General features: G+C 71.2%; 14 protein-coding genes and 1 tRNA gene. 7 read left to right on the top strand and 8 right to left on the bottom strand.

The window, feature by feature from the left end; all coding sequences use genetic code 11:
• Position 1: 1 nt before the first annotated feature.
• The 3 genes from EO081_RS01440 (at position 2) to EO081_RS01430 (ending at position 1,267) form a co-directional block, all read left to right on the top strand.
• Positions 2 to 982 (top strand): ribonuclease, encoded by a 981-nt coding sequence (locus EO081_RS01440; RefSeq protein ID WP_129340172.1) that lies wholly within the window; start codon positions 2 to 4, stop codon positions 980 to 982.
• Positions 960 to 1,160, top strand: a complete 201-nt coding sequence (gene yacG / locus EO081_RS01435) for a DNA gyrase inhibitor YacG (protein ID WP_129340171.1) — start codon at positions 960 to 962, stop codon at positions 1,158 to 1,160. The genes EO081_RS01440 and yacG overlap by 23 nt, the downstream gene beginning before the upstream one ends.
• Positions 1,161 to 1,191: 31 nt before the next feature.
• A tRNA-Phe gene (locus EO081_RS01430) sits at positions 1,192 to 1,267 on the top strand.
• Between the two features lie 1,001 nt (positions 1,268 to 2,268).
• On the opposite strand, the gene EO081_RS01425 is transcribed toward EO081_RS01430, so the two are convergent.
• Genes EO081_RS01425 through EO081_RS01405 form a run of 5 tightly spaced genes read right to left on the bottom strand, consistent with a single transcriptional unit; the run spans position 2,269 to position 8,819 of the window.
• Positions 2,269 to 3,663 carry an HlyD family type I secretion periplasmic adaptor subunit gene (locus EO081_RS01425; RefSeq protein ID WP_129340170.1) on the bottom strand — a complete coding sequence of 465 codons (1,395 nt, stop codon included), beginning with the start codon at positions 3,661 to 3,663 and terminating at the stop codon, positions 2,269 to 2,271.
• Positions 3,660 to 5,414, bottom strand: a complete 1,755-nt coding sequence (locus EO081_RS01420) for a type I secretion system permease/ATPase (protein WP_129340169.1) — start codon at positions 5,412 to 5,414, stop codon at positions 3,660 to 3,662. The genes EO081_RS01425 and EO081_RS01420 overlap by 4 nt, the downstream gene beginning before the upstream one ends.
• On the bottom strand, positions 5,414 to 6,766 hold the full coding sequence (locus EO081_RS01415) for a polysaccharide biosynthesis protein GumE (protein ID WP_129340168.1): 1,353 nt from the start codon (positions 6,764 to 6,766) through the stop codon (positions 5,414 to 5,416). Before EO081_RS01415 ends, EO081_RS01420 begins: the two co-directional genes overlap by 1 nt.
• 4 nt (positions 6,767 to 6,770) lie before the next feature.
• Entirely contained in the window at positions 6,771 to 7,613 is an 843-nt protein-coding gene (locus EO081_RS01410) for a polysaccharide biosynthesis/export family protein (protein WP_129340167.1), read from the bottom strand.
• A 15-nt stretch (positions 7,614 to 7,628) separates the two neighbouring features.
• Positions 7,629 to 8,819: a porin family protein gene (locus EO081_RS01405; RefSeq protein WP_165284432.1), complete on the bottom strand. Its 1,191-nt coding sequence runs from the start codon at positions 8,817 to 8,819 to the stop codon at positions 7,629 to 7,631.
• 222 nt (positions 8,820 to 9,041) lie between these two features.
• Between EO081_RS01405 and EO081_RS01400 the strand changes: the two genes are divergently transcribed.
• From EO081_RS01400 to EO081_RS01390, 3 genes are all read left to right on the top strand, one after another.
• Complete coding sequence (locus EO081_RS01400; protein WP_165284431.1) at positions 9,042 to 9,899, top strand: glycosyltransferase family 2 protein; 858 nt, start codon at positions 9,042 to 9,044, stop codon at positions 9,897 to 9,899.
• On the top strand, positions 9,896 to 10,654 hold the full coding sequence (locus tag EO081_RS01395) for a glycosyltransferase family 25 protein (protein WP_129340165.1): 759 nt from the start codon (positions 9,896 to 9,898) through the stop codon (positions 10,652 to 10,654). Before EO081_RS01400 ends, EO081_RS01395 begins: the two co-directional genes overlap by 4 nt.
• 180 nt (positions 10,655 to 10,834) lie before the next feature.
• Positions 10,835 to 12,172 (top strand): oligosaccharide flippase family protein, encoded by a 1,338-nt coding sequence (locus EO081_RS01390; RefSeq protein ID WP_240697593.1) that lies wholly within the window; start codon positions 10,835 to 10,837, stop codon positions 12,170 to 12,172.
• Positions 12,173 to 12,205: 33 nt separating this feature from the next.
• Here EO081_RS01390 and EO081_RS01385 read toward each other — a convergent pair whose 3' ends face one another.
• The 3 genes from EO081_RS01385 to EO081_RS01375 form a co-directional block, all read right to left on the bottom strand.
• Positions 12,206 to 12,907, bottom strand: a complete 702-nt coding sequence (locus EO081_RS01385) for a hypothetical protein (protein WP_183947801.1) — start codon at positions 12,905 to 12,907, stop codon at positions 12,206 to 12,208.
• 79 nt (positions 12,908 to 12,986) lie between these two features.
• Positions 12,987 to 13,280 carry a hypothetical protein gene (locus tag EO081_RS01380; protein ID WP_129340163.1) on the bottom strand — a complete coding sequence of 98 codons (294 nt, stop codon included), beginning with the start codon at positions 13,278 to 13,280 and terminating at the stop codon, positions 12,987 to 12,989.
• A gap of 133 nt (positions 13,281 to 13,413) precedes the next feature.
• Positions 13,414 to 14,154 (bottom strand): Bax inhibitor-1/YccA family protein, encoded by a 741-nt coding sequence (locus EO081_RS01375; protein WP_129341386.1) that lies wholly within the window; start codon positions 14,152 to 14,154, stop codon positions 13,414 to 13,416.
• A 123-nt stretch (positions 14,155 to 14,277) separates the two neighbouring features.
• Between EO081_RS01375 and thpR the strand changes: the two genes are divergently transcribed.
• Complete coding sequence (thpR, locus tag EO081_RS01370; RefSeq protein WP_129340162.1) at positions 14,278 to 14,811, top strand: RNA 2',3'-cyclic phosphodiesterase; 534 nt, start codon at positions 14,278 to 14,280, stop codon at positions 14,809 to 14,811.
• Positions 14,812 to 14,817: the final 6 nt, after the last annotated feature.

Genomic DNA, 14,817 nt, shown 5'->3' with positions numbered 1-14,817 from the left:
CATGCGCTGGATCGTCGAGCGCGGGATCGGCGAGACCCGCGCCGCGCTCGTGGACGGCGACATCATCCTCGAAGCCTGCATCGAGCCCGAAGAGACGCTGCGCGCCGGCACCGTCCTCCCCGCCCGCCTCGCCAAGCGGCTGACCCAGCGCAACGAAGGCGTGGTCGTCTGGGCCGGCGGCGAGGCGATGCTCGCTCCCCTGCACCGTGCGCTCCCCGAAGGCGCCACCCTGCTGGTCGAGATCACCCGCCCCCCGCTCCCCGAACCCGGCAAGCCCAAGCGCGCCCGCGCCCGCCCCGCCGCCGAAGGCGCGACGCCCGGCACCGGCCCCGACCTCCTCCAGCGTCTCCCCGACGCGCATCTGCTCGGCCGCTTCGACGCCGACCTGCTGGAGGACGCCGGCTGGTCCGCGCTGCTGGAGGAAGCCGTCACCGGCCGGGTGGCGTTCGCGACCGGCAGCCTCACCCTCTCGCTAACCCCGGCGATGACGCTGATCGACGTCGACGGTGAACAGGCGCCTGCCGCGCTTGCCGTTGCAGGTGCCGCCGCTGCCGCCCGCTCTGTCCGTCGCCTCGACATCGGCGGCTCGATCGGCATCGACCTGCCCGACGCCGGCGACAAGGCCGCGCGCCAGGCCGCCGCCGCCGCGATCGACGCGGCGCTCCCGCAGCCGTTCGAGCGTACCGCCGTTAACGGCTTCGGCTTCGTCCAGATCGTCCGCCGCCGCGCCCGCGTCTCGATCCCGGAGTTGTACGCGCACGATCCCGTCGCCGCCCACGCCCGCGCGCTGCTGCGCGTGGCCGAGCGCACCGGCGGCGCCGGCGAGCGCACGCTCACCGCCCACCCGGCGCTCATCGCCCATCTCGCCGCCCACCCGGTGTGGCTCGCGGAGCTTGCAAATCGCATCGGCGCGCCCGTCGCCTTGCGGGAGGACTCTGCCCTCGCCATATCCGCCGGCCATGTCCAAGCGCGCTTCCCGTGACGTCTGCGCGCTGTGCGGAGCCCCGGCGCCCGCGCAGCACGCCCCCTTCTGCAGCCAGGGCTGTCGCGACCGCGACCTGCTCAACTGGCTGGGCGAAGGCTATCGCCTGCCCGGCACCCAGGCTCCGTCGGAAAGAATTTCCATGACCGGGCTGGACAGCGACGAATCCGCCGACTAACAGGCGCGCTCTGTCCGGTTCAGGACGGAATGCCCAGGTAGCTCAGTTGGTAGAGCATGCGACTGAAAATCGCAGTGTCGGCGGTTCGATCCCGTCCCTGGGCACCACTCTCCCCCACCACCGCAAGCCGTTCCGAGCCCTTCGACCGGGCCTGACGCAGCGCCGTTGTGCGTGAGTGCGGCGAACCGGCCTCGTACGACCTGCTCGCCCGGCTGTGCCGCGAGCGATCAGCCCCAGCGCCGCCGCCCCCGCCGGTGCGGCCGTCCGCGCGGAAAGCGCCGCTATGCGACCTCGGCGAACGAACGCGATCGAAGCCCGGGCAAAGTGCGGCCGCAGCGAAGAGCGGGCATCGCAGGCAAGGCGGGCGGACCCAGGCGCGTGCTGCCGGTCGATGCCGGCGGCGCTGGCGCGCGGCGCCCGGATACGCCGCTCGATCTTCCGCCGCGATCCCGCGCCGTGCCGGAGAAGGGCTTCATCGGACCCTGAGACCATGCCCGGCGAATCGACCCGCCGCACCGCGCGCGCCGCGCGAGCGATGCGCGGGGGGTCGAATCGTCCCGTCGTTCGATCTGCAGCAGCAATGGCCTTGCCCGTGCAGCGGCGTCCCGCGCATCGCAAGCCTGTCCGCCGAGGCAACCCGTCGGAAGGCGATGGGCAGCGTGGATCGACGGTCCGGCGAAAACCTCTTCCGCCCTCGTCAGCCTCTTCGCACGTGCGGAACTTCGCCCTCGCGTCTTCGTGCTGAATGACTCTCAAATAAAGCAAAGGCGCCGATCTCGCGCAGTGGAACACGAGATCGACGCCTATTGCACCGCACAAACTTCTTCGTCGCAGACGATCTCTCGCCCGCTCCGCGACAGACTTTCAGAGAATCGCGAACAGCACCAGAGACCAGATGACGGCGCCGATCACACCCGAAATAAGGAAGCTCAGTGCCAGCGACGCAGGCATTGTGTCTTCAAGCTGATCGAATGGCACCTTCATTGTCGTCCTCTCCTCGACGGGCTGTCCCGTTCTCCCGGTATCCAAATAGTTCCTTTCGAATTGCCAACGGTCAAGTGAAAGATTCTGTTCCGAAACTGCGACGAGCCGAGTTCCCGCAGCTTCTTCAATGCTCGCGAAAGCTTTGCCACAAGCTCTGGTCGAGCGGCTCCAGCAGATATTGCAGCAGGGTCCGCCGCCGCAGCGGGACCAGAATCTCCACCGGCAGCCCCGGCTTGATCTCACGCCCGCCGGCATAACGCCGCATCGTCGCCAGCCCGGATCCCGGCACCACCACCTCGCCGGTGTAGTAACGGGCGCCGGTGCGCTGGTCCTCGAAGCTGTCGGCGGACAATCGGCGGATCGTCCCCAGTATCGCCGGCAGCGCGCGCGCGTGGAGCGCCGGGATGCGCACTTCCGCCTGCTGCCCCACGAATAGGTCGTCGGCATCGTCCGGTGCGATACGTGCCTGGATCACCAGTCCCACCCGTTCGGGCACGATCTCCATCAGCCGCTCGCCCGCGCCGATCACCCCGCCCACCGTATGCACCGTCAGCCCCACCACCTGGCCCGACGCCGGCGCCCGGATCTGGGTGTTCGCCAGCGCCTCGCGCGCGGCGCTCAGCTTGGGCAGCAGATCGTTCAGCGTGAACTCGGTCGTGCGCAGCAGGTCCGTCAGCTGCTGCCGGTCGTCGGAGGTGAGCGAACGGCTCTGCAGCTGCTTCTCGCCGATCTGCTCGCGCACTTCCGCGTCGTTCGCGCGCAGCCGTCCGGCCTCCCCCTCCAGCGCCGCGGCACTGCGCTCCAGCGCACGGATCCGGTTCTCGCTCGCAAAGCCCTTCACCGCCAGCGCCCGCATCCCGCGCAGCTCGTCCTCCAGCAGCCGCTGCTGCGCGTCGATCGCGCGCAGCTGCTCGCGGATGCCGATGCTGCGCGACACCAGCTGCGCGCCCTGCTGCGCGACCACGATCCGCTGGTCGGTGAGCGCGGTCTCGCTCGCCGAAAGCTCGCGACGCTGCAGCGCCATTGCCCGCTCCGCCTCGATGCGGTCGTCGCCCTGCAGGCTCCCAAAGCCCGGCGGCGGCTCCAGCGGCGTGCCGGTCAGCTGCGCCGTCAGCCGCGCGCGCTGCGCCTGGAGCGCGATCACCTGCGCGTTGAGCGAGCGCTCCAGGGCTCGCGTCTCGCTGCCGGCGAGCTCGATCAGCACCTGCCCCTGCGCCACCCGCTCCCCCTCGCGGACCAGCAGGGCGGCGACGATGCCCCCCTGCTGGTGCTGCACCGCCTGGCGGTTCCCCGCGACCGCCACCGTGCCGCCGGCATAGGCCGCAGCGTCCAGCCGCACGAACGCCGCCCAGCCCAGGAACACGCCAAAGAACAGCAGCACCAGCAGCCAGCCGATCCGCCCCTCGCGCCCGACCCCGTCGGATGCCTCGCCTGCGCCGGGCACGTCCCCCAGGCTTGCCACAGCCACGCGCCTGGGAACCAGCGCGCCTCGAAACCCGCGTGCCAGGCTCCTGCTCATGCGCGTCCCTCCGCCCCGGCCGCCTCGTCCGCGATCGCCCGGCTTCCCGAAAGCCGGCGGACCACGGCCTCGCGCGTGTCGAACATCTCCAGCCGGCCGTCGCGCAGCACCACCAGCCTGTCGCTCGCCGCCAGGATGCCGGTACGGTGCGCGACCACGATGATGGTGACGCCCGCCCGCTTCTGCTCGGCGAGCGCGGCGGAGAGTTGCGCCTCGCCTTCGGCATCCAGGCTGGCATTCGGCTCGTCGAGCACCAGCACGCGCGGCCGGCCGAACAGCGCGCGCGCCAGCGCGATCCGCTGCGCCTGCCCCACCGACAGCCCGGCGCCGTTCCACCCCAGCCGCGTGTCATAGGCCTGCGGCAGCCGCAGGATGAAGTCATGCGCGCCGCATTGCCGCGCGGCGCGGATCACCTCCGCGTCCAGCGCCGCCGCGCCGCTTCCCTCGGCGGTTCGGAAGCGGGCGATGTTCTGCTTGATCGTGCCGTGGAACAGCGTCGGCTCCTGCGGGACATAGCCGATCGCCGCTGCCAGCTGCTCCTCGGGCCAGTCGGCAAGGGTGGCGCCGTCGATCCGCACCGCCCCGGCCGCCGCCGGCTGTGCGCCGACAAGGGCGCGCACCAGCGTCGACTTGCCGGCCCCGCTTGGCCCGATCACGCCCACCATCTCGCCCGCGGCGATGCGCAGGTCGATCGCGTGCAGCACCAGTCGCGTCTCCTCCGGATCGGCCACGGACAGCCGCTCCACCGCCACGTCCCCGCGTACCTCCGGCAGCCGCGTCTGCCCGCGCACCGGCCAGCCCGTTTCGAACAGCGCCAGCAGGGCGCCATAGGCGGCGCGCGCCTGGATCATGTTGCGCCATGCCGCGGTGATTCCCTCGATGGGCGCCAGCGCGCGCGCGATCAGCAGCGAGGCCGCGAAGATCGTCCCGCCGGAGATCCGCTGCTCGATCGCCAGCAACGCCCCCAGCCCCAGGGCCAGCGACTGCATCGCGATCCGCACCGTTCGCGAAAGCGTGAGGTAGCGCGCGCCCACGAACGCCGCCCGCATCTGCAACGCCTGCGCCAGCTGCCGGTCGCGCAGGTGCAGCCGCACCAGCCCGGCCTGCATCCCCAGCGCCCGCACCACCCCCGCCGCCGCCAGGCTCGCGTCGACCCGCTGGTAGCCGTGCTGCTGCGCGACCGAGGCATCCTGGACCAGCGCCTTGGTGCCGCGCTCGTTCAGAAAGGTGAGCAGCAGCAGGACAGCCGAACAGCCCACCGCCATCGCACCCAGCGCCGGATGGAGCAGGAAGCAGACCAGCATGTAGATCGGCGACCAGGGCGCATCGAACAGCGCGATCATGCCAAGGCCGGTGATCGTCTGGCGCAGCGTGTCGAATTCGCGCAGCAGCACGCCCCCCTGCCCCTGCGCGTTTGGCGCCTGCAGCAGCGTCCCGATCAGCGCCGGCGCGAGCAGCCGGTCGAGCCGGGCGCTGGCGCGGATCAGCAGGCGGGTCCGCAACAGGTCCAGCAGCCCCAGCGTCGCCACCGCGGCCAGGAAGATCAGGGTGAGCATCGCCAGCGTCACCGCGCCGCGCGTCGGCACGACCCGGTCGTACACCTGCAGCATGAAGAGCGACGGCGCGAGATAGAGCAGGTTCAGCAGCGCGCTGAACAGCGCCGCATGGATCAGGTGCCCGCGGCAGGCGGCAAGCGCATCGCCCAGCACCGGGTTGTGCCGCACGCGTTGCGGCTGGCCGCGGCGCTGCATCAGCCGTTTCCGAACGCCGGATGCGGCGCGGCCCCCATTGCCGGCCGTTGCTGCCGCGGCTCCCGCATCCGGATCGGCAGGCCGGTCAGCCCGCTCGGCCCGACCGAACGCCGCGCCACCGCGATCAGGCAGCCATAGAGCGCAAAGATCGGCGCCACCGTCTTGATCGACACGAACGAGTAGCTGATCGGCATGCACAGCGCGACATAGATGGCCGTCGCGTTGACGAAGGCGCGCAGTTCCGCGGTGCGCTCGCGGGCCATCAGCACCACCAGCAGCCAGAAGGCGAGGAAGCCGAACAGCGACTGCGACTGGATCAGATAGGCCCAACCGGCATCCGCATTGGCATAGATGTTGGTGCTGGACTGGCCGCCGAACACGTCCGCCACCTCCAGCCGCCCCAGATAGTCGATCCCCTTGCGCAGCCGCCCCGCAAAGGTGTCCCCGCCGCGCGGCAGCAGCTCGGCCCCGCGCAGCGCGAACAGCGTCGCCACCAGCACGGGCAGGTAGACCAGCGGCCACAGCCGCGGCGCCCAGCGCCCGAACGGCACGCCCAGCAGGATGCCGAACGCGCACACCAGCGCGAAGCGCCCGTCGCAAGCCACCACCAGGAACAGGTCGCTCAGGACCAGCGTCGCGCGCGTGCTCCAGCCGATCCGCCCCCACAGGGTCACCAGCACGATCAGCACGACGATGGTCCAGTTCCCCAGCGAAACCGGCTCCAGGAAGACGGAGGTCGCCCGGTTCAGCCCGGAACTCGCGAACAGGTTGCGACCGTTCGGACGCTCCACGTTCAGGAACAGCCCCTCGCCCTCGCCCGACCAGAAGGTTTCCGCCTCGATCCCGCGGGTGTTGACGTAGTAGGCGGTGACGTTGAACGTCGCGGCGAAGCTCTGCGGCGCGGCCAGTTCCCACAGCGCCACGGCACTGATCAGCAGCTGCGCCGCGACCAGCCAGCGCACGAGCTCGCGCCGCCCCAGGCACGTGCCGAGCAGTGCAAAGGCCGGGATCAGCACGGCGTCGCCGAGGAACTTGAGCTCGACCGACTGGCGGAGCACCGACAGCAGCAGCCACACGAGGCAGGCGGCGATCAGCAGCACCGTCCACCGCCGCCACCCCCCGCGACGCCGCAGCAAGCCGGTCGCCAGGGCAAGCCCCATCACCAGCCCCTGCACCCCCGTCACCACCCCGCCGTTGATGGCGGCGACATGCGCGTTCACCCAGGCGAGCACGATGTTGAACAGCAGCGCCAGCCACAGCGTGGCAAGTGCCGCCCGCCGCAGCCGGGGCGCAGAGGCCCGCGCGTCCGCAACTTCGGCGTGCCCCGCTTCCTGTCCGGCCTCCGCCGCCACCGCGCTAGAACAGCCGCTCGCGGACGAACATCACGTCGCCGTCCTCGATCGGTGCGTCCAGGTCGGCGATCTCGCTCTGCTGCCCGCGCCGGGTCAGGCGGATGCGGTTCTGCGTGCCCGCGTCGTTGGGCCCGCCACCCTGCGACAGTGCCTGGCGAAAGGTCATGCCCGCGCGGATCGGGAAGCTGCCGGGCGAGCGCACCTGACCATAGATGTAGAAATGCTCGGCTGCCGGGACGAACAGCAGGTCGCCGGGCTGCAGCACCGGATCGCCGGCCCCGCCTCGGGCCAGTGCCTCGATCGAAAGGCGCTGCGGGGCCGCGTCGCCCCGGCGCAGCAGCACCGTCTCGCTTCCCTCGCGCTGCCCGCCTGCCGTCGCCAGCACGCGCGACAGCGGCTGCGGGCCCTGCAGCGGGTAGATGCCCGGCCGGACCACCGCGCCCAGCAGCGTGACGCTGCGGCTGACATAGCTCGTCACCTCCACGTTGACGCGCGGGTCGCGGAGATAGCCGCCCTGCACCAGCGCCCCGCGGATCTTCTCGGCAAGCCCCACCGGGGTCTCGCCTGCCGCGGTGACGCTTCCCATCAGGGGCAGCGAAACGCTGCCGTCCTGCTTGATCCGCAGCCGCAGCGGCATGTCCGGCTGGCCATAGATGGTGACCTCGAGCTGGTCGTCCGGTCCCAGCCGATAGTCGCCGGCCGCACCCGCCGCCTCCGCCAGCCCTCCGGGCACCTGCGCCGCCTGCTGCACCGCGCCCGCCTGCTGCGCCTGCACGGCGCCCGTCCCGGCAAGCGCCACCGCCGCCAGTCCTGCGCCGGTCCGTGTGACCCAAATCCCCCTGCCCATACGTTTCCCCTTTCTTCAGAGCGCCAGCCCCAGGACTAGCAGGCCCCGGGTGCTGCGATAGGTGCCGTAGACTGCGTCGGTGGCGCGGCGGGCGTGCACCGTCTCCAGGCCGATGCGGAGCCGGTTGATGGGGGACCAGCCGAGCGCGGCCCGCACCTCGGCCGTACGGTCGAAGCTGCGGGCACCGGTGCTCGCCGGATCCACCGCCCGGAACCGCCGGCGCTCCACCCGTCCCGCCAGTTCCAGGTCGACCGCGCGCCCGATCCGGGTGCGGCCGACCAGTTCGCCTCGATCGGCCAGATAATAGCCGGCGGCCACGTCGCCGCTCGCGTCCACGTCCCGTCCGGCCGACGCGCTCAGGCGCAGCCGCGAGCCCGGTGTCCAGGCAAGCGAAGCCCCGCCGACCAACCCGGCAAAGTCGCGCGCACCGGGATTGCGGCTGTCCGCCTCGGCATAGCCCAGCACGCCGCTTGCGATCAGCGCGTCACCGCGCGCGGTGACGCGCCCGGTGGCGCTCCGCACCCGCGTTGAATCAGGCCGCCCGTCGGCAAGCGGCCGGTTCGGGAAGTCGAGCGTCTCGGACGCGACCGCCAGCGCCACCCCCAGCCGCCCTGACCGGTGGTAGGCCAGCCCGGCCGAGACGCGCTCCGCCTCCAGGTCGCTGCGCAGCCGCACCGCCGCGCTGTTGTCGGTCGCGCGCCGGCGATAGCCGATCTCCGGGTGCAGCCCGGCGCCCAGCGTGCAGCCGCCGTCCAGCGTCAGCGTCCGGCTCTCCCGCGTGTTGCGCACCGGCGCGCCCAGGTCGCTCAGATCGGTCTGGCCGCGGCCGTAGCGAAACGACGCCTCGCCGTCGCAGCGCGCGCCGACCTGCCAGTCGACGCCGCCCGTGGCGTCGATCCGCTCCCGCTTCAGGAAGCGGTTCTCGCGGTAGAAATCGTAACCGGCGGCCCCGCGCAGGAACAGGCGCTGCCGGCTCACCCGCTGCGCCACGTCCACCACGGCCGACAGGGTCGTCCGCACATCGTCCTTGCTGCGGTCCGGCGCCACCGGCCGATCCCGGTCCAGCCGCAGGACATTGTCGTCATAGACCACACGCGCCTCCATGCCCAGGCGCGCCCGGTTGGCGACGTCCTCGGCCAGGTCGTCGAGCGAGACGGGCGCCGCGATGGTGGTGATCGTGCCTGCGGCAAGCACAGCCATCCCCATCACCCCCATGCCTGCCCCCTGTTCCCCGAAACCGGCGCCTGCCTACTCCCGTCGCGAGATCGGCGCGCTGCCGGATCGGACCGGTTCGGAGGTGATGCCCCGCGATCCGGCAGCGGCCCGCCGCGTCAGGGAGGCGCTGGGTCGGACCATTTCGGGTCGAGTCCTGTTCCCGTTCTGTGCCAGGAGGCGATAGACGAGCCGCAGACCCTGGCGGAGGACGGCTTGGACATCTCGCTCATCATCTGCACGCGCGATCGCGCCGCCCAGCTCGGCGGCTGCCTCGAAGCGGTGGCCGGCCTCCGCTTCTCCGGCAGCTGGGAACTGGTGATGGTGGACAACGGCTCCACCGACCGGACCCGCGCGACGATCGAGGCGTTCGCCGCCCGCGTTCCGTTCCCGGTCCGCATCGTCCACCAACCGATGCCGGGCCTCAGCAATGCCCGCAACGCCGGCCTGGCGGCCGCGGCCGGCCGGCTGATCGCCTTCACCGACGACGATTGCTACCCGGATCCGGCGCTGCTCACCCGCACCGTCGCCGCCTTCGCGCAGCCGGAGCTCGGCTATGTCAGCGGGCGCATCCTGCTGCACGATCCCGCCGACTTTCCCGCCACCGTCAACGAGTCGACGCAACCGCGCCGCTTTCCGCCGGGCCGCTACCTGCCGCCCGGCGCGATCCGCGGCGCCAATCTCGCCTTTCGCCGCGCCGCGCTCGACGCGATCGGCGGCTTCGATCCGCTGTTCGGCAGTGGCGCCCGCTTTCCGGCGGAGGACATCGACGCCGCCTGCCGGTGCAGCCTGCGCGGCTGGACCGGGGCCTATGATCCCGGCATCGTCGTCTCGCACCATCATGGCCGCAAGGCGGCGGACGTGCGCGGGCTGTTCCAGGCCTATGACTATGGCCGCGGCGCCTACCACGCCAAGCTGCTGCTCCACGACCGCGCGCCGCGCGCGGCACTGCGCGGCTGGGCGGGTCTGCCGCGGCGTATCCGGGCGCGTCCGTCCACCCTGTGGTGGGAGCTCGCCGGCGCGGCCGGCTACGCCCGCAGCTACTTCGCTCGCCCCCGGGGGCGGGCCCGGTGACCCCACAGCCTGCAGCGGCACGCGCCTCCGCGCCGCGCGTCCTGGTGCGGGTGATCAGCCTGCCCGGCTCGGCCGAGCGACGCGCGCGCATGGCGGAGCAGCTGGATGCGACCGGTCTCGACTGGCGCTTCTTCGACGGCTGGCGCACGCCGCCTCCAGAGCTTCCCTATGATCCGGCCCGCGCCCGCATCGTCCGCGGCCGCATCCTCACGCCGGGCGAGCTCGGCTGTTTCGCCAGCCACTGGGCGCTGTGGGGCGACTTCCTGTTCAACGGCGATGCCGATCTGCTGCTGGCGCTGGAGGACGATCTCCTGCTCGATCCCGTCTTCTTCCAGCGGCTCGACGCTGCGGTGGAGGCGATGGGGCCGATCGACTACCTGCGCCTCTATGCCAAGGTGCCGGCCGGCATCCGCAACGAGGCGCATTTCCTCCACCGCCACATCGCCCGCTTCTCGGGCAAGGCCTATGGCACCCAGGCCTATCTGCTCACCCGCCGCGGTGCCGCACGCTTCCGCCGCTCGATCCGCCGCGTCGAGCGTCCGATCGATGACGAGATGGACCGCTTCTGGGCGCACGGCATGGCGATCCGCGCCGTCTTTCCCTTCCCGGTCATGGAGGTCCAGTACGGCTCCACCATCGAAGACACGCGCCGGGTGCTCGATCCGCTCACCGCTGCCGAGCGCGCACGCTCGTTCCTCGTCCGCGGCGTCGAAAAGGCGCGCCGGATCGGCGCCGCCACGTTGCGCGGGGGCTGAGCGCGTGCCGCTTCCGCCCGCAACCGGCGCACCGCCGGGAGCCTGCTCCTGAACACCGCCAGCCTTCCCGGTCCCCGCACCGCCACGCGCGCCGGTCTGCTCGCGCGCCTGCGTCGGGCGGCCCCCTGGGCGGCGGCGGAAAGCCTGTTCTCCGCGGTCGCGACCCTTGCGTCCACCTTGGTGGTGGCGCGGCTGCTCACCCCGTCCGACTTCGGCCTCGCCTCGGTCGCCTTCGCCGTGGTCACGATCGTCCAGCTGCTCGCCTTCGCCGGCGTTCCCCAGGCGGTGCTCCGTGCGCCGCAGCTGTTGCCGCGCCTGAGCGACCAGCTCTTCTGGGTGCTGCTCGGCCTCGGCGCCGCGGCGACCCTCGTCTGCTGGCTCATCGCCGCCCCCGTCGCCCGCTTCTACGGCGCCCCGCTGCTGCTGTGGCTGATCGGCGTGCAGGCATTCGATTGCCTGCTCCAGGCGCTGGCGCAGTTCCCGACCGCCTTGCTCACCCGCAAGATGCGCACCCGCAGCCTTGCGCTGCGCATGCTGTGGTTCAAGCTCGTAAGCATCGCCGGAACGCTCGCCGCCGCCACCGCCGGCCTCGGCCCCTGGAGTCTGGTCGCCGGCAGCCTCCTCGGCAGCGCCGCCAGCGTCCTCCTCCTGTGGCGCACCCAGCCCCGCCGCCCGCGCTGGCGCCGCTTCGACGCCGGCGTGCTTCCGCTGCTGCGCATGGGCTGGCTGATCATGGCGGAAACGGCGCTGACCGCGCTTTCGGTACGCGGCTTCCTGCTTCTGTTCGGCAAGTTCCACGGGCTGCACGACCTCGGCCTGCTCAACTTCGCCATGCGGCTGGTGGACGAGCTCGGGGCGATGATCACCGCATCGGTCGGCCGCGTCTCGCTGAGCTTCTTTGCGACCGCGCACCGGGCGGGTCACGATCTCGCCCGCATCTTCGTGATCGGCACCCACGCCATCACCCTCGCCGTGCTGCCGCTGTTCTTCGGGCTCGCCGCCGTCGCAGGCGACGCCGTCCCGCTCGTCTTCGGCGCGCGGTGGCAGGCAGCGGTACCGGCGGTGCAACTGCTCGCCGTCTTCTGGGGCCTGCGCATGACACGGCTGCTGAGCCCTGGCCTCATGCGCACCCTCGACGTGCAGGGCCCGCTGGTGATGAACGCCGCGATCAGCTTCGGTTTCGCCATGGCGGCCGTGCTGTTCACCCGCGAACTCGGCTTCGTGGCCGCCGTTGCCGCATTCAGCGCGCGGATGCTGGTGACGATCCCCGCCGGTGCCGGCGTGCTCGCCCGCGTCGCCGCGCTGCCGGTCTCGCGCCAGTTCGCGGCGGTCGCCCGGCCGCTCACGCTGGCCACGATCATGGCTGCGCTGGTGCTGGTCGGCCGCAGCCTCGCGAGCGACTGGCCGCTCGCTCCGCGCCTCGCCGCCCTCACCGCCGGCGGCGCGCTCCTCTACGCCCTGCTCGTCTGGGGCTTTGATCGCAGCGCCCTCGCCCGCCTCGCCGCCCTGCACCGCTGAGAATGCGCGGCGTCCCGCTCGAGTCGCCCCTCCTTAGGGTTGGACGACGGGAGCGGCACTGCTTTCCGTCGCCACCGTCTGCGGCGTCGGCGCGACCGTGTCGGGTGCAGCCACCTGCGGCGCCACGGGCGCGACGCTGGTCGGCGCGTTCGTCCGGTCCGCCAGGGCGTAGAAGGCCTCGCCCTCCATCTCGAGCAGGCGCACCCGTCCCGTGTTCATCGGCTCGAGCGAATGCACGAAGGAACGTGGCTTCTTCATCAGCTTGGGGTTCTCGACCACCGTCAGCCCGGCACGCCGCGCGGCCTCCGCCACGAAGTGCACGCAGTTGCGGCGGTTGAGGCTGTAGCGATGGTCGCCGTTCTCGCCCCACTCCTCCACCAGCCGGAGGATCGCGGCATATTGCGCGTCGCTGAGCATTACCGAGAAGTGGACGTCGCTGTTCTCGATGTACTTCTGCTTGGTCTCGTCGATCCGCCCCGGCACCGTCCCCATCAGGATCGCGGGCGTGATCGCCTTAGCGGTAAAGCCATAGCTCAGCTGGACGGGCTCCCCACCGGCGTCCGGCGTCCCCTCCAGCACGAAAAAGGCGTGCGGAAACTCGTTGCCGAACTCGTGCGACCAGAAGCTGATGGTGACCCCGGCTCTGGCGGGCGCCGTGAGCCCCAGCGACAATAGCGCCGCCCCAAGGAGGGCCAGGAACGCACGAAGCGTGGGGACGCGGAACCAGAATGCCATGGGCCACATGTTACCGCGCCCGGCGCGCGGGATAAAGCTCCCCCGCGCCGGGCGTCGGCTGGTTCGGGTTCGGACTGGCTCAGCCCTGATTGTCTTGGGCGAGCTTGCGCTCCGCCTCTTCGTCATAGCCCGACGAGGGGGCCGGCAGGCTGCTGCTGTGGATCGGCTGGGTCGACGCGGGCGGGTCGGATGCATCCATCGACTCGTCCAGCGCCCGGTCCAGTCGCGCATCCTTGCTCTCCGGGTTGCGCTGCAGCCGCTCGTTGATCGACTCGTCATGGCCCGCGTCGCGGCGCGTCTCGCCCGGATCCTGCGGCGCCACGGACATGGTCTCCATGGCCGCCGGGTCGATCGAGTCCTTGTCTCCGCTCATCACTCTCTCCTCGAAATCGTCGAAGGGAAAAACGAGCGGCGGCCCGGCTCGTTCCGGTTTCGCCATGACATCGCAAAAGGGGCCCGGCGATCGCTCGCCAGGCCCCCGATAGCTTCTGCCCTGTGACGGTCGCTTAGTCGCGGCTGCCCAGGAAGGAGAGCAGGAACTGGAACATGTTCACAAAGTCGAGGTAGAGCGACAGCGCGCCCATGATCACGACCTTGCCCATCATGTCCGTGCCCGCGACATAGGCGTACATGCTCTTGATGCGCTGCGTGTCATACGCCGTCAGGCCTGCGAACAGCAGCACGCCGATCGCGCTGATGCCCAGGTTGAGCGCCGGCGACTGGAACCACAGGTTCAGCAGCGACGCCACGATCAGGCCCACCACGCCCATGATCAGGAAGGTGCCGAAGCCCGACAGGTCCTTCTTGGTGGTGTAGCCCCACAGGCTCAGCGACAGGAACGCAACCGCAGTCGCAAAGAAGGTGATCGCGATCGACGGACCGGTGTAGACCAGGAAGATGGTCGACATCGACAGACCCATCACGGTCGCGAACGCCCAGAACAGCGCCTGAGTCGCGCCATAGGACAGGCGCTGGATGCCGAAGCTCAGCACCATCACGAACGCCAGCGGCGAGAACATGATCAGGTACTTGAGCGGGCCCGGCGACATGAACACGGCAGCGGCCGGCGAGCTGGTACCGCCCCACGAGAACAGCAGCGCGACGATGCCCGTCAGCAGAACGCCGGACGCCATGTAGTTGTACACGGAAAGCATGTACGACCGCAGCCCCGCATCATACGCTTCCGCGCGCGATGCGGCCGTTGCGAACGGCGCGGCGGTCGTTCGGGGATCCGACCAGTTGGCCATCTCGAAAAAACTCCTCTTCACCGGCATGATGCCGGTCATGCTTTCATATGCCCCCGGAGTGTCGGAATTCAAGCCGGGGTCGGGCTGGCCCTCCGGCGCGAGGCGGCGTAGCAATAGTTTGTAATGCACCGCCTGTTCGTCGCCCTGCGCCCCCCGCCCGAGATCCGCCGGCAGCTGCTGGCGCTGATGGAGGGCGTCGAGAATGCGCGCTGGCAGGACGACGAGCAGCTCCACCTGACGTTGCGCTTCATCGGCAATGTCGAGCGCCCGGTGGCCGAGGACATCGCCACCGCGCTGGACGGCGTTCGCGCGCCCACGATGACCCTGCGCCTGAACGGCGTCGGCTGCTTCGATCGCCGGGGCCGCACCACCGCGCTCTGGGCCGGGGTGCATCCGCACGACGCGGTCGCGGCGCTCCACCGCAAGGTCGATCAGGCGCTTGCCCGTGTGGGGCTGCCGCACGAGGGGCGGGCGTTCCACCCGCACATCACCCTGGCGCGCCTGAATGCCGCCACCGGTCCTGCCGACGCCTTTCTCGCGCGCCACGCCGGGCTCGCAAGCGACCCCTTTGCGCTCACCCACATGTTGCTGTTCGAGAGCACCCTCACCCGCGACGGCGCCAGCTACGAGGCGATTGCCCGCTACCCGCTCGACTGAGCGCCC

This window comes from Sphingomonas desiccabilis, assembly GCF_004135605.1.
GTDB lineage: Bacteria > Pseudomonadota > Alphaproteobacteria > Sphingomonadales > Sphingomonadaceae > Sphingomonas > Sphingomonas desiccabilis.
This window is presented reverse-complemented; position numbering and strand designations above follow the sequence as displayed.

What these genes read in the sequence shown, in the direction of transcription:
- EO081_RS01440 (WP_129340172.1), top strand. Translation starts at nt 2, where the DNA reads ATGCGCTGGATCGTCGAGCGCGGGATCGGCGAGACCCGCGCCGCGCTC.
- yacG (WP_129340171.1), top strand. Translation starts at nt 960, where the DNA reads ATGTCCAAGCGCGCTTCCCGTGACGTCTGCGCGCTGTGCGGAGCCCCG.
- EO081_RS01425 (WP_129340170.1), bottom strand. Translation starts at nt 3,663, where the DNA reads ATGAGCAGGAGCCTGGCACGCGGGTTTCGAGGCGCGCTGGTTCCCAGG.
- EO081_RS01420 (WP_129340169.1), bottom strand. Translation starts at nt 5,414, where the DNA reads ATGCAGCGCCGCGGCCAGCCGCAACGCGTGCGGCACAACCCGGTGCTG.
- EO081_RS01410 (WP_129340167.1), bottom strand. Translation starts at nt 7,613, where the DNA reads ATGGGCAGGGGGATTTGGGTCACACGGACCGGCGCAGGACTGGCGGCG.
- EO081_RS01405 (WP_165284432.1), bottom strand. Translation starts at nt 8,819, where the DNA reads ATGGGGATGGCTGTGCTTGCCGCAGGCACGATCACCACCATCGCGGCG.
- EO081_RS01385 (WP_183947801.1), bottom strand. Translation starts at nt 12,907, where the DNA reads ATGGCATTCTGGTTCCGCGTCCCCACGCTTCGTGCGTTCCTGGCCCTC.
- EO081_RS01380 (WP_129340163.1), bottom strand. Translation starts at nt 13,280, where the DNA reads ATGAGCGGAGACAAGGACTCGATCGACCCGGCGGCCATGGAGACCATG.
- EO081_RS01375 (WP_129341386.1), bottom strand. Translation starts at nt 14,154, where the DNA reads ATGGCCAACTGGTCGGATCCCCGAACGACCGCCGCGCCGTTCGCAACG.
- thpR (WP_129340162.1), top strand. Translation starts at nt 14,278, where the DNA reads ATGCACCGCCTGTTCGTCGCCCTGCGCCCCCCGCCCGAGATCCGCCGG.